The 20,097-nt window shown below is 73.0% G+C and carries 18 protein-coding genes; 8 read left to right on the plus strand and 10 right to left on the minus strand.

The annotated features are described in order from the left end of the window. Positions 1-254 precede the first annotated feature (254 nt). The 4 genes from AC5L36_RS17065 to AC5L36_RS17080 are packed head-to-tail and all read left to right on the plus strand — an operon-like array spanning position 255 to position 3,622. The gene (locus AC5L36_RS17065; protein WP_441225019.1) at positions 255-758 is read left to right on the plus strand and encodes a sigma-70 family RNA polymerase sigma factor; all 504 of its coding nucleotides are present in this window, start codon (positions 255-257) and stop codon (positions 756-758) included. Then, positions 742-1,830: a hypothetical protein gene (locus AC5L36_RS17070; RefSeq protein ID WP_441225017.1), complete on the plus strand. Its 1,089-nt coding sequence runs from the start codon at positions 742-744 to the stop codon at positions 1,828-1,830. Before AC5L36_RS17065 ends, AC5L36_RS17070 begins: the two co-directional genes overlap by 17 nt. Then, positions 1,827-2,780, plus strand: coding sequence for an ABC transporter ATP-binding protein (locus AC5L36_RS17075; protein WP_441225015.1), 954 nt, complete (start codon positions 1,827-1,829; stop codon positions 2,778-2,780). Before AC5L36_RS17070 ends, AC5L36_RS17075 begins: the two co-directional genes overlap by 4 nt. Beyond that, entirely contained in the window at positions 2,777-3,622 is an 846-nt protein-coding gene (locus tag AC5L36_RS17080; protein ID WP_441225013.1) for an ABC transporter permease, read from the plus strand. The genes AC5L36_RS17075 and AC5L36_RS17080 overlap by 4 nt, the downstream gene beginning before the upstream one ends. Before the next feature lie 7 nt (positions 3,623-3,629). On the opposite strand, the gene AC5L36_RS17085 is transcribed toward AC5L36_RS17080, so the two are convergent. Next, a complete protein-coding gene (locus AC5L36_RS17085; protein ID WP_441225011.1) occupies positions 3,630-6,050 on the minus strand; it encodes a glycoside hydrolase family 3 N-terminal domain-containing protein in 2,421 nt (806 codons plus the stop codon). A gap of 146 nt (positions 6,051-6,196) precedes the next feature. Here AC5L36_RS17085 and AC5L36_RS17090 point away from each other — a divergent pair, with 146 nt between their 5' ends. After that, positions 6,197-7,159: an arginase family protein gene (locus tag AC5L36_RS17090; RefSeq protein WP_441225009.1), complete on the plus strand. Its 963-nt coding sequence runs from the start codon at positions 6,197-6,199 to the stop codon at positions 7,157-7,159. 112 nt (positions 7,160-7,271) lie between these two features. Here the strand turns inward: AC5L36_RS17090 and AC5L36_RS17095 are convergent, their stop codons facing one another. Beyond that, complete coding sequence (locus tag AC5L36_RS17095; RefSeq protein WP_441225007.1) at positions 7,272-8,459, minus strand: hypothetical protein; 1,188 nt, start codon at positions 8,457-8,459, stop codon at positions 7,272-7,274. A gap of 141 nt (positions 8,460-8,600) precedes the next feature. Here AC5L36_RS17095 and AC5L36_RS17100 point away from each other — a divergent pair, with 141 nt between their 5' ends. The 3 genes from AC5L36_RS17100 to AC5L36_RS17110 all read left to right on the plus strand — a co-directional run bounded on the left by AC5L36_RS17100 (position 8,601) and on the right by AC5L36_RS17110 (position 13,124). Continuing rightward, positions 8,601-10,505 (plus strand): GTP-binding protein, encoded by a 1,905-nt coding sequence (locus tag AC5L36_RS17100; RefSeq protein ID WP_441225006.1) that lies wholly within the window; start codon positions 8,601-8,603, stop codon positions 10,503-10,505. 83 nt (positions 10,506-10,588) lie between these two features. After that, positions 10,589-11,401 (plus strand): MBL fold metallo-hydrolase, encoded by an 813-nt coding sequence (locus tag AC5L36_RS17105; RefSeq protein WP_441225005.1) that lies wholly within the window; start codon positions 10,589-10,591, stop codon positions 11,399-11,401. A gap of 265 nt (positions 11,402-11,666) precedes the next feature. Beyond that, positions 11,667-13,124, plus strand: coding sequence for an MFS transporter (locus AC5L36_RS17110; RefSeq protein ID WP_441225003.1), 1,458 nt, complete (start codon positions 11,667-11,669; stop codon positions 13,122-13,124). A 179-nt stretch (positions 13,125-13,303) separates the two neighbouring features. Here AC5L36_RS17110 and AC5L36_RS17115 read toward each other — a convergent pair whose 3' ends face one another. The 8 genes from AC5L36_RS17115 to AC5L36_RS17150 form a co-directional block, all read right to left on the minus strand. Further along, positions 13,304-13,630, minus strand: a complete 327-nt coding sequence (locus AC5L36_RS17115) for a hypothetical protein (RefSeq protein WP_441225001.1) — start codon at positions 13,628-13,630, stop codon at positions 13,304-13,306. 114 nt (positions 13,631-13,744) lie between these two features. Continuing rightward, positions 13,745-14,758, minus strand: a complete 1,014-nt coding sequence (locus AC5L36_RS17120) for a LacI family DNA-binding transcriptional regulator (protein WP_441224999.1) — start codon at positions 14,756-14,758, stop codon at positions 13,745-13,747. Then, positions 14,758-15,798 carry a 1-phosphofructokinase family hexose kinase gene (locus tag AC5L36_RS17125; protein ID WP_441224997.1) on the minus strand — a complete coding sequence of 347 codons (1,041 nt, stop codon included), beginning with the start codon at positions 15,796-15,798 and terminating at the stop codon, positions 14,758-14,760. Before AC5L36_RS17125 ends, AC5L36_RS17120 begins: the two co-directional genes overlap by 1 nt. Positions 15,799-15,825: 27 nt before the next feature. Next, positions 15,826-16,362, minus strand: coding sequence for a P-loop nucleotide/nucleoside kinase family protein (locus tag AC5L36_RS17130; protein ID WP_441224995.1), 537 nt, complete (start codon positions 16,360-16,362; stop codon positions 15,826-15,828). A 17-nt stretch (positions 16,363-16,379) separates the two neighbouring features. After that, positions 16,380-17,369 carry an ABC transporter substrate-binding protein gene (locus tag AC5L36_RS17135; RefSeq protein WP_441224993.1) on the minus strand — a complete coding sequence of 330 codons (990 nt, stop codon included), beginning with the start codon at positions 17,367-17,369 and terminating at the stop codon, positions 16,380-16,382. Between the two features lie 29 nt (positions 17,370-17,398). After that, positions 17,399-18,457 carry an ABC transporter permease gene (locus AC5L36_RS17140; protein WP_441224992.1) on the minus strand — a complete coding sequence of 353 codons (1,059 nt, stop codon included), beginning with the start codon at positions 18,455-18,457 and terminating at the stop codon, positions 17,399-17,401. Beyond that, positions 18,454-19,212: an ATP-binding cassette domain-containing protein gene (locus tag AC5L36_RS17145; RefSeq protein WP_441224990.1), complete on the minus strand. Its 759-nt coding sequence runs from the start codon at positions 19,210-19,212 to the stop codon at positions 18,454-18,456. Before AC5L36_RS17145 ends, AC5L36_RS17140 begins: the two co-directional genes overlap by 4 nt. Beyond that, positions 19,209-20,093 carry a hypothetical protein gene (locus AC5L36_RS17150; RefSeq protein WP_441224988.1) on the minus strand — a complete coding sequence of 295 codons (885 nt, stop codon included), beginning with the start codon at positions 20,091-20,093 and terminating at the stop codon, positions 19,209-19,211. The genes AC5L36_RS17145 and AC5L36_RS17150 overlap by 4 nt, the downstream gene beginning before the upstream one ends. Positions 20,094-20,097 lie beyond the last annotated feature (4 nt).

Raw genomic sequence — 20,097 nt, forward strand, 5'->3', positions numbered from 1 at the left:
GTACATCGCCCGCGAGCTCTACCAAATCATCACAACAAACGACCCTGACCCCGCCGCTTGACAACCATAGGAGCATCGTCGCGGTAGCTCAAATCTCCGGAGAGAGCCGAGCGGGCGAAGAGGCATCGCGGCGCGGCGGCTTGTCACACATGGGTGGCCGGCGGTGCTGTACAGATGTGGACGTTGTTGGGCATGCCCTGGCCGGTGATGTGAGAGCCGCCGTCGCCGGGCGGGGTGAGCGGAAGGACGGCATGGTGTCGAGGTCCGTCCGGGCCGACCTCGAAGAGGTCTTTCGCGCGACCTACCCGCGGGTCGTCGCCGTCGCCGCCCGCGTGCTCGGCTCCCGGGAGGGGGCGGAGGACGTGGCGCAGGAGGTGTTCCTGACGTTCGGGCGGTCTTCGGTGCCGGCCGGTGAGGCGTCGCGGTGGCTGTCGGTGGCCGCGGCGCACACCGCGCTCAACCACCTCCGCTCGGGCCGGCGGCGTGCCTCCCGCGAGGAGGCCGCCGGGGACGGCGGCGCCGTGGGTCCGGATGTCGCCGACGCGGTCGTGACGCTCGACGAGCGCCGCCGGGTGCGGGCGGCGCTGGCGCGGCTGCCGCGGCGGCAGGCTGTCGCGCTCGTCCTGCGGCACAGCGGCCTCAGCTACGCCGAGGTCGCCGCCGCCCTCGATCTTTCACCCGGCAGCGTGGGCACCACCGTGCGGCGCGCCGAGTCCGCCCTTCGCGAGGAGTTGAACCGTCATGCGTCATCCGACTGACGGCACACTGCGCCGGCTCCTGGACGAGCCGGCCGGGGTCGCCGACACCGACCGCGAGCATGTCGCCGGATGTGCGGTGTGCCTGTCCGGGCTGGCCGCCGCCGAGCGGGACGCGGTGGCCGCCGGCGCGGCATTGGACGTCGAGGTCACCGCGGACGTCGACGCGGGGTGGCGGCGGCTGTCGAACGCCGTCGCCGTCGAGGCGCCGCGCCGGGCCACCGCGGCCGCCCCTGGCCGACGCTGGCGCAACGCGCTGCGCAGCCCGGTGGTCGCCGTGGTCGGCGCCGTCGCGCTGGTCACCGGGGCCACCGCGGCCGCCGCGGCGGACTGGCTGCCGATCTTCCACGCCGAGCGGATCGCCCCGGTCACCGCGCCCGAGGCCGACCTGGTCAAGATTCCCGAGCTCGACGCGCTGGGCGAGATGGTGGTCACCGAGCGGATCGACCCGCGCCGGGTCGCCGACGCGGCGGAGGCCGAGAAGGCCACCGGCCTCTCCGTCCCGCGGGTGGGTGACCTGCCTCGCGGGGTGACCGGGCAGCCCGCCTACTACGCGGCCGGCCGGGCCAGCGCGATCCTCACGTTCTCGGTGGAGAAGGCCGCCGAGGCGGTGGGTACGACCGCGCGGGCGCTGCCACCGCCGCCGCCGGGGCTGGACGGCGCGAAGTTCCGGCTGACCGCCGGGCCGGGGCTCGCCGCGGTCTGGGCCGAGGGTCGCCCCGTGCCGGCCATGGTCGTGGTCCGGGCGATCGCGCCCACCGCGTACTCCTCGGGCATACCGTTCGAGACGGCCCGCGACTACGTGCTGTCGCTGCCCGGCGTGCCGGAGAACATCGCGTCGCAGCTGCGCGGCTTCTCCGGCGACGGGACGACGCTGCCGCTGTTCGTGTCGAGCGACGCGCAGACCACGACGTCCGCCGACGTGGGCGGGCGGCCGGCCACGGTGCTCACCTCCAAGGACCGCACGATGGCCGGCGTGGTCTGGGTCGACGAGGGTGTGCTCACCGCGGTGGCCGGCTCGCTGAGCGCCGACGAGGTCCTGTCCGTCGCGCGCGACCTGAGGTGGGACCGATGACGGCCGGATCCACGGCCACGCGGCAGCTGCTCGACGAGCTGCCCCCGTCGCGGGCGGTGTGGTGCTCGGGCCTGCGCAAGCGGTACCGGCGGCAGACGGCGGTCGACGACGTGTCGTTCACCGTCGACCGCGGCGAGGTGCTCGGCCTGCTCGGGCCGAACGGCGCCGGCAAGACCACCGTCATCAAGATGCTCCTCGGCCTGGTGCGGCCGGACGCGGGCGACGTGCTGCTGCTCGGGCGGCCGGCGCGCGACCCGCGGGCGCGGGCCCGGGTCGGCTACCTGCCGGAGCTGTTCCGGTACCAGCCGTGGCTGTCCGCCGCCGAGGTGATGGCGCTGCACGTACGGCTCGCCGGCGTGACCGTGCCGGAGGAGGAGCGCCGCGAGTGCCTGGCGACCGTCGGTCTCGCCGACCGCGCCGGAGACCGGGTGGGTGGTTTCTCCAAGGGAATGCAGCAGCGCCTCGGGCTGGCCGTCGCGCTGGTGGCCCGCCCCGAGCTGATCGTGCTCGACGAGCCGACCAGCGCGCTCGACCCGCTCGGCCGGGCCGACGTGCGCGACCTGCTGCTGTCGCTGAAGGAACGCCAGGTCGCCGTGCTGCTCAACTCGCACCTCATCGGCGAGGTGGAGCGGGTCTGCGACCGGGTCGTCATCCTCGACAAGGGCAAGGTCGCCGCGTCCGGCACCCTCGCCGAGCTGCTCGGCCAGCGCGAGCTGCGGCTGCGGCTCGACGGGGTCGGCCCGGAGGCGGAGGCCCGGCTGGCCGCCGAGGGGCAGCTCACCCGCACCGGGGACGACTTCACCGTCGCCCTCCCGGACGTCGGCGTCGTGCCCGATCTCGTCGCCGACCTGGTCCGGCTGGGCGTTCGCGTACACGCCGTCGAGCCCGGCCGCATCAGCCTCGAAGAACGCCTGCTGGACATCCTTCGCGCGGGGAGTGACCACCGATGAACGCCCGGATCGTGCTCACCATCGCCGCCCTCACGCTGCGCGAGGCCGCCCGCCGCAAGGTGTTGCGCTCGCTCGCCGTCATGACGGTCGTGCTGCTGTCGCTCAGCGCCTGGGGCTTCTACCGGCTGGACGCCGAGTTCGGCGGGCTGACCAGCGGTGAGGCGCGCATCGCCGCATCCGTGGTCCTCAACCTGGTCATGTTCGGGCTCAGCATGATCGCCGCGCTCGGCACCGCGTTCCTCGCCGGCCCCACGATGGCCGGCGAGATGGAGTCGGGCACCGCGCTCGCCATCCTGGCCCGGCCGATCCGCCGCGAGGCGGTGCTGCTGGGCAAGTGGCTGGGGTTGGTCACGTTCGGCGGCGTCTTCGTGGCACTCGCCGGGCTGACCCAGTTCCTCATCGTGTGGGTGACGATGGGGTACTGGCCGCCGAGCCCGGTCGTCGGGCTGGCGCTGCTCGCCGCGCAGACCGCGGTGCTGCTCACGCTCGGGCTGCTGCTGTCGACCGCGATCTCGCCCATGGCGTCCGGCATCGTCGCCGTCGGCCTCTTCGGCGCCACCTGGATCGCGGGCGTGGTCGGCGGGCTCGGCGACGCCCTCGGCAACGAGAGCGTCGCCCGGGTCGGCACCGTCTCCCGCATGATCCTGCCGACCGACGGCCTCTGGCGGGGTGCGATGAGCTCCTTCCAGGAGCCGAACCTGCTGTCGCAGTTCGCCGAGCTGCGCGGTCAGCCGTTTCTGAGCGACGCCGGCCTCACCGTCCCCTACGTCGCCTGGGCCGCCGTCTGGGTCACCCTGATCCTCGGGCTCGCCGCGGTCTCCTTCCGCCGCCGCGACCTGTGAACCAGGCCTAGCCGCTGGCGCACGCCGTGCCGTTGAGGGTGGCGCCGGTGGGTGCCGGGTTGGTGCCGCTGTAGCTGGCCTGGAAGCCGAACGTGGCGCTGCCGCCGGCCGGGATGTTCGCGTTGTACTCCTGGCTGGCGGCGGAGACCTGGCTGCCGCTCTGCGTGACGCTCGCGTTCCAGGCGTTGGTGACGGCCTGGTCGCCCGGGAACGTGAACCGCAGCGTCCACCCGTTCACCGGCGCCGAGCCCGCGCTGACCCGCACCTCGGCGACGAAGCCGTTGGCCCACTGGTTGCTCACCGTGTACTTGACGGTGCACGAGAGCGTGCCTCCGGCCGGCGTCGTCGGCACGGCGGTGGTGGCCGGTGGCCGGGTGGTCGTCGCGGGTCGCGTGGTTGGTGCCGGCGGGGTCGTCGGGGCGGGTGGGGTGGTCTGCGCCGGCCGGGTCGTCGGGACCGACGGCGAGGGCGTCGTGGGCCGGCCCGGGTAGTTGAGGCCGAAGCCGTACGCGAACAGGGGCGGCTTGCCGTCGCCCACGTTGATCGGCTGCTGGGAGACGCTCCGCATCCAGGTCACCGGCAGCTTCGCCGTCGGGTTGTAGTCGCCGAACAGCACGTCGGCGACGCCCTGCCCCTCGGTGCCGGGCAGCCACGCGGCGACCAGTGCCGCCCACCCGTCGACCTGCGCGGCGATGTCGAGCGGGCGGCCGGAGACCAGGACCACGGTCACGGGTACGCCCGAGGCGCGCAGCCGCGTCAGCACGGCCAGGTCGGCGCTGTCGAGCCCCATCGCGCCGGTGCGGTCGCCCTGCCCCTCCGCGTACGGGGTCTCGCCCACGACCGCGATCGCGGCCCGGTACGAGGAGTCGATGCCGGTGCCGTCCCGGTTGTACGTGACGGTGGCGCCGGAGCCGACCGTCGCGCGGATGCCCTGGAGGATCGTGGTGCCCGGCGTGATGTTGCCGGCCGCGCCCTGCCACGAGATCGTCCAGCCGCCAGACTGGAGGCCGATGTCGTCGGCGCTCTTGCCGGCCACGAAGATCTTGCCGCCGCTCTTGGCCAGCGGCAGGACCCCGCCCTCGTTCTTGAGCAGCACCTGCGACTTGCGTACCGCGTCGCGGGCCAGGTCGCGGTGCGCCTGGTTGCCCACGGTGGAGGTCAGCCCCCGGTCGGCGAAGCGCCGCTCGAACAGGCCCAGCTCGAACTTCTTGGTCAGGATGCGGCGGTTGGCGTCGTCGATCCGCTCCATCGTGATGCGGCCGGCGTCCACCTCGCCGCGCAGCAGCTGGAGGAACTGCCGGTAGTCCGTCGGCACCATCACCATGTCGATGCCCGCGTTGACGGCGGCGGAGATCTCCGCGCCGGTGAAGCCGCGCTGGCCGTCGATCTGGTCGATGCCCGCCCAGTCCGAGACCACGAAACCCTGGAACGCCAGCTCGCCCTTGAGGATGTCGGTGAGCAGGCGCTTGTGGCTGTGCAGCTTCTGCCCGTTCCAGCTGCTGAAGGAGACCATGATGGAGCCCACGCCCTGCGCGACGGCCGCCTGGAACGGTGGGAGGTGGGTCGAGCGCAGCTCGGCCTCGGAGATCTCCGTGTTGCCCTGGTCGCGGCCGCCGGTGGTACCGCCGTCGCCGACGTAGTGCTTCGCGGTGGCGAGGATCGAGGTGGGCTCGCCGAGGTTGGTGCCCTGGAAGCCGCCGATGATCGAGGTCATCGCGGTCGGGATCTCGGCCTGCTCGCCGAACGACTCGTACGTGCGCCCCCACCGGTCGTTGCGCGCCACACACAGGCAGGGCGCGAAGGTCCAGTCGATGCCGGTGCCGGCGACCTCCTCGGCAGTGGCCCGGCCGACCGCCTGCGCCAGCCCCGGGTCGCGGCTGGCGCCGAGCCCGATGTTGTGCGGAAACATCGTCGCGCCGCGCACGTTGTTGTGGCCGTGCACGGCGTCGACGCCGTAGATGATCGGGATGCCGAGCGGCGTGGCCTGCGCCGCGCTCTGGAACCCGTCGTACATGTCCGCCCACCCGGTCGGCGTGTTGTCGGCCGGCGCCGAGCCGCCGCCGGACAGCACCGACCCGATCCGGTACGCGGCGATGTCCTGCGGGCTGGTCAGCGCGGCCCGGTCGACCTGGGCGAGCTGGCCCAGCTTGTCTTCGAGCGTCATCCGCCCGAGCAGGTCGGCGACCCGCGCCGGCACCGGCTGCGCCGCGTCGAGGTAGGCCGGCCCGGCCCGGTTGGCGGTGGCGCCCGCGTCCTGCGCCGGCCCGACGAGGTCGAGCGCCGAGGCGACCAGCGTGGCCGCCGCCAGGCACACGCAGACGACCGTCGCGGCGATCATCGTGCGGCCGTGGCGATCGAGGCGCAGCACCTTGCGGTGGTGCGCCGGAGCGTTGGGCTCCTCTTCTTCGGCGGGGGGCGTTGCGGACATGCGGGCACTCCTTGATGGACCTGGGGCAACGAGGAACCGCCGGTCATGACCGACCGGCACGGATGCCCGGAATCCCGCAGTGACCCAAATCTATGCGTTTCGGTCTCGGCCGGTCAAGGCCCTCCCATCCGCGTAGGGTGGGGCGGGTGGACGCCTCGGCTTGGGCGCTGCTCGGCGCGCCGTGGGACTGCTCGGGTGAGGGCCGCGGCGAGGCCAGCGCGCCCGCCGCGCTCCGCGCCGCCGGCCTGGGCGACCTGGTCGGCCTCGACGCGGGCGACGCCGCCACCGCCGTCACGAGCACCGCCCGCGACCCGGCCACCGGCGTCCGCGCGCTCGACGACACCCGCCGCGCCGCGCACGCGCTCACCACAGCCCTCACCGACCTGCTCGCCCGCGCGCCCGACCGCCGCCCGCTGGTCGCGGGCGGCGACTGTAGCATCCTGCTCGGCATCGTCCCGGCGCTGCGCGCGCGAGGCGCCCTCGGTCCGCTCGCTCCGGCGCCGGATGCCGGCCCGATCCGGGCCGGTGGCCCGAGGCTCGACGCCGGGTCGAGCCAGGTGGGCCTGTGGTTCGTCGACGGCCATCCCGACTACCAGTCCCCGGCCGACTCGGACACCGGCGAGACGGCCGACCTCGACCTCGCGCTGGTGACCGGCGACGGCCCCGAGCCGCTGGTGTCGCTCGCCGGCCCGCCACCGATGGTCCCGCCGGACGCCGCCGTGCTGATCGGCCACCGCACCACCGACCTCGACCCGGCGTCGGCCGCCGAGGTCGCCCGCGTACCCCCGGCGCTCCGCCGCATCGACGCCGCCACGCTCACCGCCGACCCCACCGCCGCCGGCGAGCGGGCGCGCGACTGGCTCACCGGCACCACCCACGGCGCGTGGCTCCACATCGACCTGGACGTGCTCGACCCGGCCGCGCTCCCCGCCGTGACCTACCCGCAGCCCGGCGGCCCAGGCTGGGACACGCTCGCCGCCGCCCTGCGCCCCCTTGCCACCTCACCTCACCTGCTCGGCGTGAGCGTGGCCGACTTCCGCCCCGACCTCGACGAAGACGGTGCGTACGCCACCCGGATCGTCACCCTGCTCGACACGGTCCTGCCTTAGAGTTTTCGCCCGCGTCCGCGTCAGCTGAAGACCGTATGCTCCCGCGGGCCGCCGGGCCCGCGGTGCAAGACCAAACCCAACCCGCCGTGAGGCGGCTTGCCCACGTCCGCTCCTAGATCATTCTCCCCTGAGCATCAGCGCGGACGGCGAGGTACACCGCGCGGACGGCGAGCGTGCGCTCCACCTCGTCGATGATCGGCGAGAAGAACTGCCGCCGGTGGTCGGCGTCGCTCATCGAGGTGACGGCGAAGTACATGCTGCCGAACCCGGCGAAGAGCGTCGCGTTGCGCAGCAGCGCCACCGGCACGGCGGGGAAGAGCGCCGACCGCGCCGGCTCCGCACCGATCCACTGCTCCGCGGTTTCCGGCGTCACCACCAGCACGCCGAGCACGAGGAAGAACCCGAACAGCGCCAGCCCCACCACCGCGGCCTGCACCAGCTGCCGGGTCGCCAGCATCAGCAGCAGGTTGCGCGTCTGGCGGCCGTTCAGCGGCACCGCGCGGAGCGGGCCGTCCGGCGCGAGTTCGTCGACCGGCGCGTCGGCGAGGGGCGTGCCCGCGCACGCGGCCGACAGCCGGGGCGGGCTGAGGTCCTGCTCCACCCGGCCGATCTCGTCGCGCAGGCGGGCCGCCGCGGCGAGGATGGTGACCGCGGCGAACAGCGCGACCACCAGCACCAGCCGCCACCACCCGAGCCGGTTCATCGCCTGCCACAGCTCGCCGGTGAAGAACAGGAACAGCGTGACGAACAGCAACGCCGGCAGCGCCCGCCCGAGCAGGTGCACGCTGTTGCGCAGGTCGTAGATCGTGTGCCGGACCGCCCGGCCGAGCAGGGCGCCGACGCCGTAGGTGGTCGCCAGCAGCGTGCCGGCGAAGACCGCCGCGAAGAAGATGCCGAAGCCCACCACCCCGACCAGCTCGTTTCCGGGTGGCGTGACCACACCGTCGACGGCGAGCTGGAGCAGGGGTACCGCCACCGGCATCAGCGCGTACCCGATCAGGACGGCCACGGTGGTACGCCGGGTGAGGTGCAGCCCGCGGCGGGCGAACGCGCTCAGCGCCCACCGCACGGCCAGCGTGGCCACGACCACCCCGCCGAGGAGCACCCAGCGGCCGGAGCCGGCGGCGCGCAGCGGCACCAGCCAGGCCAGGCTGGCCACCGCCACCAACGCCAGCGAGGGCAGCATCCGGGGCAGCACGTGGGTGGCGAAACCGTACCCCTCGATCATGGTCGGCACACCGCGCCGCACGAACCAGCGCTCGGTACGGCGGCTCAGGGCCCGCGAGGCGGTGAAAGGCACAGGTAGATCATGCACGGTTATTCGGTTGCGCCTGATGGGGCGGCCCTGCTTCGCTGGCCCGATCACCTGCGAAGGAGGCAATGATGCGAGCGACGCCGTTCTCTCTCGGACCCGTACCGGTCGATTCGAAGGGCACGGCGCTTGTCAGCACGCATCCTCAACCTCGGCATCCTGGCGCACGTCGACGCCGGTAAGACGACGCTCTCGGAGCGGCTGCTCCACGCGGCCGGCGTCATCGACGAGATCGGCCGCGTCGACGACGGCACCACGCGCACCGACTCCCTCGCCCTGGAGCGGCAGCGCGGCATCACCATCCGGGCGGCGGTGGTGTCGCTGCCCATCCGCGGCACCGCGGTCAACCTAATCGACACCCCCGGGCACCCCGACTTCGTGGCCGAGGTCGACCGCGTCCTGGGCGTGTTGGACGGCGCTGTGCTCGTCGTCTCCGCGGTCGAGGGCGTGCAGCCGCAGACCCGCGTGCTAATGCGCGCGCTGCGCCGCCTGCGGGTGCCGACCCTGCTCTTCCTCAACAAGGTGGACCGGCCCGGCGCCGACGTGGCCCGGGTCACGGCCGAGGTCGAACGCCGCCTCGCCGTCACCGCCGTGCCGATGAGCCGCGTCGAGGCCGGCGAGGGCGGGCGCACCGTCCAGGTCGGACCGTCCGGTATGGACGCGGATGCGGTGGAGAAGCTGGCCACGCACAGCGAGCGGCTGCTCGCCGCGTACGTCGAGGACGAGAGCCGCGTCACCCCGGGCGTACTGCGGGCGGAGCTCGCCGCGCAGACCGCCCAGGCGCTGGTGCACCCGCTCTACGTGGGCTCCGCGGCTACCGGCGCCGGTGTCGACTCCCTCATGGACGGTCTCGTCGACCTGCTGCCGGCCGCGGGCGGCGAGGCCGGTGGGTCGGCGAGCGGCACCGTGTTCAAGGTCGAGCGCGGCGCCGCCGGCGAGAAGGTCGCGTACGTCCGCATGTTCGCCGGCACCCTCCACATCAGAGACCCGCTGCCGCCCGGGCCGGACAAGGTGACCGCGATCAACGTGTTCCACAGTGGCCGGTGGGTGCGGCGCCCGGCCGTTTCGGCCGGGGAGATCGGCCAGCTGTGGGGCCTGTCCACGCACAAGGTCGGCGACCCGGTCGGCCGGCCGCCGGCCGGCGCCGCGAGCGGGCACTTCGCACCGCCCACATTGGAGGCGGTCATCGAGCCGGCGCGGCCCGGCGACCACGTCGCGCTGCGCACAGCGCTCGCCCAGCTCGCCGAGCAGGACCCGCTCATCGACGTGCGGACCGACGAGACCGGGCGCCAGCTCGCCGTCTCGCTCTACGGCGAGGTGCAGAAGGAGGTCATCCAGGCGACGCTCGCCGCCGACTACGGCATCGAGGTCGGGTTTCGCGAGACGACACCGCTGTACCTCGAACGGCCCACCCGCGCCGGCGAGGCGCTCGCGCTCCTCAACACGCCGGACAACCCCTTCCGCGCCACGGTCGGGCTGCGCGTCGAGCCGGCCGCCGCCGGGTCCGGTGTGGACGTCCGCGTGGCCGTCGACTACCGCTCGGTGCCGCTGTTCGTCTACCGCAACATGGCCGAGTTCGCCGCGAGCATGGACGGGTACGTGCGCGAGGCGCTGCGCCGCGGGCCGCGCGGCTGGCCGGTCACCGACTGCGTGGTCACCATGACCCGGTCCGGCTACAGCTCGCCGGACGGCCCGCCCGCGACCCGTGGACCGCTCAGCACGGCCGCCGACTTCCGCAAGCTCACCCCGGTCGTGGTCCACCAGGCGCTGGCCGCCGCCGGCACCACGGTCTGCGAGCCGATCTCCCGGGTACACATCGAGGCGCCCGCGGCCGCGCTCGGCCCCGTGCTCGCCGCCCTCAGCGCCCTCGCGGCCACGGTGGAGGCCCAGCGGTCCCGCGGCGACGAGGTCACGGTGGAGGCGCTGCTGCCCGCGGCGAGCGTCGCCGTGCTCCAGCGCGAGCTGCCCGGCTTGACCGCCGGCGAGGGCGTGCTCGACAGCGCCTACGCCGGCCACGCTCCGCTGCGCTCTTGACACCGCCACCCGGACCTGATCATCCTGATATAGGAAAAATCCTCTCGAAACGGACAGACTTCCCTCCTTGGAAGGAGGACCCGATGCACATCCATCAAATCGGGCGCGACGTCACCGTCCTCAACGACCAGCTTCCCGTGCCTGGCATCGGCTTCCTGGCGGTCAACGCGTTCGTCCTGCACGCGGCCGAGCCCGTCGTCGTCGACACCGGCCTCGGCCTGCCCGACCGCGACTTCCTCGAGGCACTCGGGTCGGTGGTCGATCCGCGGGACGTGCGGTGGATCTGGCTGACCCATCCCGACCGCGACCACACCGGCGGGCTCTTCGCCCTCCTCGACGCCGCACCCGAGGCACGGCTGGTCACCACGTTCATCGGCGCCGGCATCATGTCGACCGAGCGGCCGCTGCCACTCGACCGGGTCTACCTGCTCAACCCGGGCCAGACGCTCGACGTGGGCGACCGGACCCTCACCGGCTTCCGGCCGCCGCTGTTCGACAGCCCCGCCACGGTCGGCTTCTACGACGACCGGTCGGGCGTGTGCTTCAGCTCCGACTGCTTCGGCGCGCCGCTGCCGACCAGCGACCTCGCCGGCGCCACCGACGTGGTCGACGTCCCCCGGGACGCCCTGCGGGCCGGGCAGCTGCTGTGGGCCACCATCGACAGCCCGTGGGTGCACGCCGTCGACCGCGCCAAGTACCTGGACACCATCCAGCCGCTCCGGACGATGGAGCCGCGCGCGTTCCTCAGCACGCACCTGCCGCCGGCGCTGGGCCGCACCACCGACTTCCTCGACATGCTCGCCGAGGCGCCCGGCTCGGACCCGTTCGTCGGCCCCGACCAGCACGCGCTGGAGGAGCTGCTGGCCAGCTTCGAACCGGTGACGGCCACTAGCTAGCTCACATCTCTCTGTGGTTCAGGGTCGAAACGACCTCGACTCCGAAAGCTCTCTAGATCGGGGGTGCGGCGATCATCACAGTCGGCCGCTGGAGGGCCGGATCCGTCCCGCCGAGCGGCCCGCGAGGGGGTCGGTGAGCGCATCTAGCAGGGCGAACGCCGAAATCGGGGCAGCATACCGAACCCGGCCGATCAATGCATCCGCATTACATGCACGGAGAACCTGTGCATGGACATTCAATGCACGCGCATCTAATGTTCGTCGGGTGTCTGTCACCGAAGTATCCGTCGCTCCCGCGGCCACCGCGACCATCCCGTCGACCGCGCCGGTCGAGCAACGCTGGACGCCTCGCCTCTGGGGTGTGCTCGCGGTCCTCTGCACCGTGCTGTTCCTCGACGGCCTCGACGTCTCGATGGTCGGCGTGGCGCTCCCGTCCATCGGTGCCGACCTAGGCATGTCCACCACCTCGCTCCAGTGGATCGTCAACGGCTACGTGCTCGGCTACGGCGGCCTGCTGCTGCTCGGCGGCCGCACCGCCGACCTGCTCGGCCGGCGGCGGGTCTTCCTGATCGCGCTCGCCGTCTTCGCGGTGGCCTCGCTCGTCGGCGGCCTCGTCGACGACGGGACGCTGCTGATCATCACCCGCTTCGTCAAGGGTCTCGCGGCCGCCTTCACCGCGCCGACCGCCATGTCCATCCTGACCACGACCTTCCACCAGGGGCCGGCCCGAAACCGGGCACTGTCGATCTTTACGGTGTTCGGCGCCAGCGGGTACTCGTCCGGCCTCATCCTCGGTGGCCTGCTCACCAGCCTCGGCTGGCGGTGGACCTTCCTGATCCCCGTGCCGCTCGCGCTCGCCGCACTGCTCTTCGCCGCCATGCTGATCCCGCGCGACCGGCCGGCCGCGGACGGCGGTCACGACATACTCGGCGCGACCACCTTGACGTCCGGGATGCTGCTCGCCGTGTACACCGTGGTCTCCGCACCGGACCGCGGCTGGCTCGACCCGATCACGCTCGGTCTGGCCGCGGCCGCGGTAGCGCTGCTGGTCGCCTTCGTGGTCACCGAAAACCGGATCGCCCACCCGCTGATCCGGCTCGGCATCCTCCGGGTCGGCTCGATCGTCCGGGCCAACGTGAGCATCATCGCGCTCATGGGCTCGTACCTGAGCTTCCAGTTCATGATGACGCTGTACCTCCAGGACGTGCGGGGCTGGTCGCCGCTGCGGGTGGCGCTCGCGCTGCTGCCCGCCGGGCTGCTCGTCGCGTTCACGTCGCCGCTGATGGGCGGGCTCATCAACCGCTACGGGACGCAGCGGCTCATCAACACCGCGATGGCCTCGATGACCCTGGGCTACGTGTGGTTCCTGCTGACCGCGGGCACGACGCCGCACTACCTCGTCGCGGTCTTCCCGACCATGCTGCTGCTCGGCGGCGGGTTCGCCTTCGGCTTCAGCTCGATCATGGCCCAGGCGACCGAGGGCATCGACGACTCCGAGCAGGGGCTGGCGGCCGGCCTGGTGCAGACGTCGGGCCAGGTCGGCGCGGCGCTGGTCCTGGCGGTCGTCACCGCGCTGATCGCGGTGAGCGGGCCGGGCGGGGCGGTCGACTTCGGCGACTACCACCCGGGGATCAACCTGGTCACCGGCGTCGCGCTGGCGGGGCTGCTGCTCAACCTCGTGCCGCTACTGACCAAGAACAGGCGCGTCGCCACGCACGCCTGACCCCGTGAAACACCGGCGGCCGCCGGGCCTGGAGCCCGGCGGCCGCTCAACCCGTCGCCGCGGCCCCGGATCCCCAATCAAAGACGCAGATCCGGGCTACTGCGACGCCCGTCGCGGTAGCTCAAATCTCTGTCTAAAGTAGGACGTCGAAGTCACCCCGACTCCGAAAGCTCTCTGCGCTAGAGGCTGGTTGGGTGCTGGTGCTTGGTGAGCCAGGCGCGGATGGTATCGGCTGCTTTGGTGGGGTCGGAGGTGCTGAGGCGTTCGTTCGCCTCGATGTGGAACGGTGGCTGGCCGTGGTCGGCTGAGTCGACCTGGACTTGGTCTGGTCCGGCGTGGTCGCCCAGGTAGTAGACGTTGTCGTCGTCGGCCGGATGAGTCGCGGTGAGGCGCTCGATGGTGAAGCTTGGGACGTGTTGTCGCACCAGGTCGAACACGTCGTCGAGTGGGCCGCCGGTGCGGTCGGTGGGTGCCCAGGGCCGGCCTCGCGTGGATGGTCGGTTCACGCTATGAGCCCTTTTCGCGGTGTCGGGATCGTGGTGCGGCGTGGCGGCGGGAGGTGAGACGGCCACCGCGTGATCCTTCGGATTGCGGGGCCGCGCCGTACACCGGAAACATACCTACGCCGGGTCCGGGGGTGGGGGCAGCTCGCCGGAACCGCGGACGATGAGCTTGACCGGCAGGACCACCCGCCGGGGTGGTCCGTCCATGCCGTTGATCCGGTCGAAGAGCAGCGTAGCGGCGGCCCGGCCGAGCCCTTGCGGGTCCTGGTAGATCGCCGTCACCGGCGGGCTCAGCGACTCGGCGCCCTGGAAGTCGTCGAAGCTGACGTGCGCGATGTCCGTGCGGTCGCGCTGGTGTAGGGCGCGGACCACGCCGAGCGACGTGCGTGCGTTCGCCGAGATGACGGCGGTGGGGGTCGGGTTCGAGGTGAGCAGATCGATGGTGGCGGCGGTGGAGTTTTGGCTGCCCATCGCGTCGACCCGGACCAGCCGCTCGTCGACCGGCAGGCCGGCCTCGGCCATCGCCGCGCGGAAGCCCTGGTAGCGCAGGCGGGTGGTGTAGATGTGCAGGCGGTCGCCGATGAACGCGACCCGGCGGTGGCCGTGCTGGATCACGTGCTGGGTGGCTGCCTTGGCGCCGCCCTCGTTGTCGGCTAGCACGGTGTCGGAGTCGTGCTGGATCGGCGGGCGGTCGACGAAGACCGTCGGGAAGCGCACCGGTCCGTGGCCCAGGTAGGAGTGGTCGCCCGACGTGGGCGTGATGATGAGGCCGGCGACCCGGCGGTTGGTGAGGCCGTTGACGACCATCCGCTCGTTTTCGGGGGCGTAGCCGGCGCTGGCGATGACCACGAACATGCCGCGTTCGCGGGCCACCTCCTCCACCGCGCCGGTGACCTCGGCCATGAACGGGTCGGCGATGTTCTCGACCACGAGCCCGATCGCGTCGTCGCGGCCGACGCGCAGCGAGCGGGCCACCGGGTTGGGGTGGAAGCCCAGCTCGCGGATGGCGACCCGCACCCGCTCGGCCGTGTCCGGGGCCACCGCCGGGTCGTCGTTGACGACCCGGGAGACGGTCTTCGCGCTCACCCCGGCCAGCACCGAGACGTCGCGGAGGGTGGGCCGGCGGGACATCATGCCTCCAGACGGGCGGGGCCGTGCTCGCTGACCGCCCCGGGCGGCCTGCGCGCTCCGCCCTCGTCGCTCCGCTCCCCGGACCGGAACACCCCCGGGCGCAGCGTGGCGGCGAGCTCGCGGGCCCGGGCCGGGCCGACGCCGCCGGCCAGCTCCCGCTCGACGGAGGCGGTCGCGGTGGCGACGGCGAAGACGACCGCGTCGACACCGGCGCGCCCCTCCTCGTACGCCTCGACGAGGCCGCCGACGAACGAGTCGCCGGCGCCGATCGGGTTGACCACCTCGACCGCCACCGTGGGTATCCAGGCGACGTCGCCCGCGTCGCCGTATGCCGTGCCGGCCGCCCCGGCGGTCACCGCGGCCGTCCGCGCGCCCCGGCGGCACAGCTCACGCACCGCGGCGGCGGCCCGGTCGGGCACCGAAGGGTCGTCCTCGTGTACCGACTCGACCTCGTGGCCCGCCAGCACGCCGTCGGCCTCGGCGAGGTTGGGGGTGACCACGTCCGGGCCGGCGTCGAGGGCTCCGGCCAGCGCGGCCCGCGCCGCGTCGACGACCACCCGCACGCCGGCGGTGTGCCCGAGGCGGGTCAGCCGGCCGTACGCGTCGTCGGGCACGCCCGGCGGCAGGCTGCCCGAGCACACCAGCGTGCGGTGCCGCCCAGTGGCCAGCTCGGCGGCGATCGCGTCCTCGTAGCGGGCCCACGCGTCGGCGGCGATCTGCGGACCGGGCTCGTTGAGCACGGTCACCCGCCCGGAGTCCTCCAGGTAGATCGTGGCGACCCGGACGTCGCCGGGCACCGCGACGCCCACGAACTCGACCGGCTCGGCCGCGAAGAGCCGCGCGACCGTGGCGGCGTCGCCGTCCGGCTGGAAGCTGACCAGCGTGGAGCGGTGCCCGAACGCGGCGGAGACCCGGCCCACGTTGAGCCCCTTGCCGCCCGCGGTGACGACCGCGCGGCGCGGCCGCAGCACGCTCCCCGGCCGCAGCTCGGGCAGCCGGACCGTCCGGTCGACGGTGATGTTGGGCGTCGCGATGAGCAAGGGTCCTCCAATGAAGCCGTTGGCAGGCTACCGGGTGAGCATGGCCGCGATACGCGGTGTCAGGGGTGCCGTGGTGTCCACCACCACATGCGGCACCTTCGGCGGGTCGAGGGCGCCGGAGCGCAGGAAACCGTCGAGGTCGGCGAGCTTGCGGCGGTCGCGCGGCGAGCCCCGCGCGGCGAGCCGCCGGGCCACCTCCGCGGGCGGGCAGGTGGTCCAGGCGAGCACCGCGCCGCCGGGGGCGCCCAAGCGGGCCTCGAGCGCGGCCCAGGCGCCGGGGTCGGACCGTTCCGCGGTGAACGGCGCCACGAGTACCACGGGCAACCCGGCGGCGAGGCACCCGGCGGCGGTGTCGAGCAGCGCGTCGTAGGTGGCGGTGCGGGTCGCGGCCCGTACCCGTGGATCGTCGAGATCATTCGGCGCGGCACCGACGAGGGCGGCCACGACGGCGGTCAACGGGCCGGTGAGCACGTCCTGGTCGAGCGGTGCGGCGCCGGCCGCGCGGGCCAGCGCCGCGCCGAACACGCTCTTGCCGGTCGCCGGCGCACCGGCGACGACGTACACCCGGGGTCCTTTGTGGATCAGCACTTGTCCTTGTAGACGTACTTATTCACCTCGGGGTCGTTGAGGTTGTCCTTGGTGACGATCAGCGACTCGGTGGCGATGTTCGTCTCCACCGTCTTGCCCTCCAGGGCGTTCGCCGCCTGCTGGACGCCCTGCACCCCGATGTCGTACGGCTTCTGGGCGACCAGCGCCTGCACGTCACCGGCCTCCAGCTGCTTGATCTGGTCCGGGCCGGCGTCGAAGCCGACGACCTTGACCTGGTTGCTCTTGCCGGCCGCGCGCACGCCGGTCGCGGTGCCCTGCGCGGAGAAGAGGTTGGTGGCGAAGACGCCGACGATGTCGGGGCTGCGCTGGAGCTCGGCCTGGATGATGCTGGCCGCGGTCTGCGGGGAGTTGTGCGAGTACTGGGTGGCGGCCGCGAGCGTGAAGTTCGTGTACTTGGTCTTCACCGCCTCCTCGAAGCCCGCCACCCGTGCGTCCACAGAGGACACACCGGGGTCGGTGGAGATGACGAGCACCTTGCCCTTGGCGCCGCCGAGCAGCTCGTTGAGCGCTTCGGCCGCCTTCGTACCGCCGAGCTTGTTGTCGGTGGCGATCCGGGAGGCGCCGATGCTCGTGTCGTCCACAGTGGTGTCGACGAGCACCACCTTGCTGCCCGCGTCCTGGATCCGCTTGAGCGGCGTGGCCGACGCCTTGACGTCGTTCGGCGCGACGAGCAGCGCGGCCGGCCGGGCCGCGGCCACGGCGTCGAGCAGCGGGTTCTGGAGCGTGGCGTCGAACTTGTCCGGGCCCTGCACCTGGAGGTCGACGCCGAGCTCCTTGGCCTTCTCCTTGGCGCCGCACTCCATCGAGATGTAGAACGGGTCGCCCTTGACGCCGACCATGAGCACGAACTTCTTGCCTGAGGCGCTGCCACTGCCGGTGTCCGAGCCGCCGCCGGAGTCGTCGGCGCAGCCGGCGGCCAGCAGCAGTGCCCCGGCGGCCGCGGCCGCCACGATCTTTCTCACGGTGCCTCCAAAAAAAGTGGGGTTGGGTGTCAGCCCCGGTCGCGGGAACGGCGCCGGAGCTGGTCGAGCCAGACCGCCACGATGAGCACCAGGCCCACCGCGACGTCCTGCCAGTAGGGCTGGACCCCCGTGATGACGAATCCGTTCTTGAGCACCGCCGGGATCCACACGCCGATCAAGGTGCCGATGATCGAACCGACGCCGCCGAAGAGGCTCGTGCCGCCCAGCGCCACCGCGGTGATGGCCTGGAGGTTGTCGGTGGAGTGCCCGCCGATGCTGGTGGTGGAGAAGTACGCCAGCGACAGGAAGCCGGCGAACCCGGCCGCCGTGCCGCCGATGACGTAGACCTTGAGCAGGTGCCGTTCGACGTTGATGCCGGCCCGCCGCGCGGCCTCCGGGTTGGAGCCGATCGCGAACGTGTGCCGGCCGAAGACGGCCATGTGCAGCAGCACGAACCCGGCCACCACGACCAGCAGCGCGATCGGGATCAGGTTGGGTACGCCCGGTATCCACTCGCCGTGCCCGACCGGGTCGAGGGCGTAGGTCGCGGTGTTCACGCCGTCCTGGAGGATCAGCGCCACGCCGAGACCGGCGCCGAGCGTGCCGAGCGTGGCGAGCAGCGGCGGTACCTTCAGGTACGCCACCACGAGGCCGTTGACCGTGCCGATGACGAGCCCGGCCAGCAGCGCACCGGCGAACGCGACCAGGACGTACCAGCTCTTGGACTGGTCCGCCGCGACGTCGGCCGCCGTGTTGCCGCCGCCGGTGCCGATCAGCTGGAGCGCGTGTACGGCGAAGACCTCGCCCAGCACGATTCCGCTCGGGATGGACAGGTCGACGCCCGCGGTGATCACGACGAACGTGGTGCCGACGCTGACCACGGTCAGGATGGCCACGTTCTGCGCCAGCTGGACGAAGTTGCTGCGCTGGGTGAACGTGTCCGGCGCCAGCACCGAGAACGCCGCGATGATGACCAGCAGCGCGGCGAACGTGACCATCGTCGGGTTGCGCAGCAGCGCGCGCACCAGCGGCACGCTCGGGGTCACCGGCTCCTGGGTGTCGGGGTCGGTCGGCTTGGTCTGCGTCATTCCAAAGCCTCCCCGGTCTCGTTCGCGTACGCGCCGGAGATCGCGGCGATCAGCCGGTCGACGTCGGCCTCGCCGCGCCGGAAGCGGGCCACCCGGGCGCCGAGGCGCAGCACCTCGATCCGGTCGGCGACCTGGAGCACCTGCGGCAGGTTGTGCGAGATGAACACGACCGCGATGCCCCGGTCGCGGATCCGCTCGACCAGCTCCAGGACCTTGACGGTCTGTAGGACGCCGAGCGCGGCGGTCGGCTCGTCCATCAGGATGACCTTGGTGGCCCACATCGCGGCCCGTGCGATCGCCACCGACTGCTTCTGCCCGCCGGAGAACGCCGCCACCGGCGCCCGCATGTCCTGCACCAGCCCGACGCCGAGCTCGCGGAACGCGGTCGCCGTGCGCCGGCGCATCTCCGGGTGGTTGTGCAGGAACCGGAACCGGCGCACCTCCCGGCCGAGGAACACGTTGGCCGCCGCGTCGAGGTCGGGCGCGAGCGCGAGATCCTGGTACACGGTCTCGATGCCGCGGCGCTTGGCGTCGTGCGGGTCGGCCAGGCGCACCGGCTCGCCGTCGATGCGCACCTCGCCCTCGTCCGGGCCGAACACGCCGGCCAGGATCTTCGTCAGCGTCGACTTGCCCGCGCCGTTGTCCCCGACCAGCGCGGTGACCTCGCCGGGCATGGCCTCGAACGAGGCGTGGCGCAGCGCCCGTACGTGGCCGAAGGTCTTCACCACGCCGTAGGCGCCGATCACCGGGGTCATGAGCGCACCTCCCGCCAGCCGCGCCCGTGCCCCTCGATGGCCGCGTTGAGGGCGGCCATGCGGTCCACCGCCGTGGTGCGCAGGAAGTGCCGCCGGTCGTCACCGGTCATCCCCACGGCCTCGCCCCAGAACGCCCGCCCGGCGATGTAGCCGCTCGCGCCCGCGTCCATGGCGGTGAGCACGCGCTCGACGAAGCGCTCGTACGCGACGCCGGCCGACAGCAGCGCCCACGGCACGGCGCCGCACACCTTGCTCACCTCGCGGCAGCCGTCCGCGTCGCCCGGCCACTCCAGCTTCAGCAGGTCCGGGCCCAGCCCGGCGAGCAGCTCGGCCGAGCGGATCACCAGGCGTTTCTTCTCCTCTTCGCCCTCACCCGGGTACACGGTGACCAGCGGCTCGATGACGGACGGCATGCCGTACGCCCGGCAGTCGGCGACCACCGCCCGGACCGCGTCGAGGGCCTCCCCCGCGAGGTCGGGCTCGCCCTGCCGGTCGGGGCGCCACCGGACCAGGAACTTGAGCGCGGCGCCGCCGTGCTCCGCGACGAACGTCGGTCCGCGCCCGGCCCTGTCGTACTCGGTGCGGTGCTCGCCGTTCCACCTGGGCTGCGGTGACCGCTCGCTGGAGACGAGCAGGCCGGCCCGCGCGTCGAGCGCGCCGGCGGACCGCACCGGGCCGACGCCGTACTCGACGTCGGTGAGCACCCCGGAGGCGAACGGCGACAGCGCGCCGATCACGTCCACCTTGAAGTCGCTCAGCTCTTCGTCGGCGGAGGGCCGGCCGGCCTTGTCCAGCATCGTGCGCAGCGTGCCGCGCTGGTCCATCGCGAGGATGGCGAACGTTCCCGCGTCGCCGGCGATCTGGTCGAGGGTGGTGGGCATGCGA

Source organism: Phytohabitans sp. LZ39, from assembly GCF_059359075.1.

Bases quoted from the DNA above. Each gene is read 5' to 3' on its own strand.
- AC5L36_RS17070 (WP_441225017.1), top strand. From the start codon at position 742: ATGCGTCATCCGACTGACGGCACACTGCGCCGGCTCCTGGACGAGCCG.
- AC5L36_RS17075 (WP_441225015.1), top strand. From the start codon at position 1,827: ATGACGGCCGGATCCACGGCCACGCGGCAGCTGCTCGACGAGCTGCCC.
- AC5L36_RS17080 (WP_441225013.1), top strand. From the start codon at position 2,777: ATGAACGCCCGGATCGTGCTCACCATCGCCGCCCTCACGCTGCGCGAG.
- AC5L36_RS17085 (WP_441225011.1), bottom strand. From the start codon at position 6,050: ATGTCCGCAACGCCCCCCGCCGAAGAAGAGGAGCCCAACGCTCCGGCG.
- AC5L36_RS17105 (WP_441225005.1), top strand. From the start codon at position 10,589: ATGCACATCCATCAAATCGGGCGCGACGTCACCGTCCTCAACGACCAG.
- AC5L36_RS17120 (WP_441224999.1), bottom strand. From the start codon at position 14,758: ATGTCCCGCCGGCCCACCCTCCGCGACGTCTCGGTGCTGGCCGGGGTG.
- AC5L36_RS17140 (WP_441224992.1), bottom strand. From the start codon at position 18,457: ATGACGCAGACCAAGCCGACCGACCCCGACACCCAGGAGCCGGTGACC.
- AC5L36_RS17145 (WP_441224990.1), bottom strand. From the start codon at position 19,212: ATGACCCCGGTGATCGGCGCCTACGGCGTGGTGAAGACCTTCGGCCAC.
- AC5L36_RS17150 (WP_441224988.1), bottom strand. From the start codon at position 20,093: ATGCCCACCACCCTCGACCAGATCGCCGGCGACGCGGGAACGTTCGCC.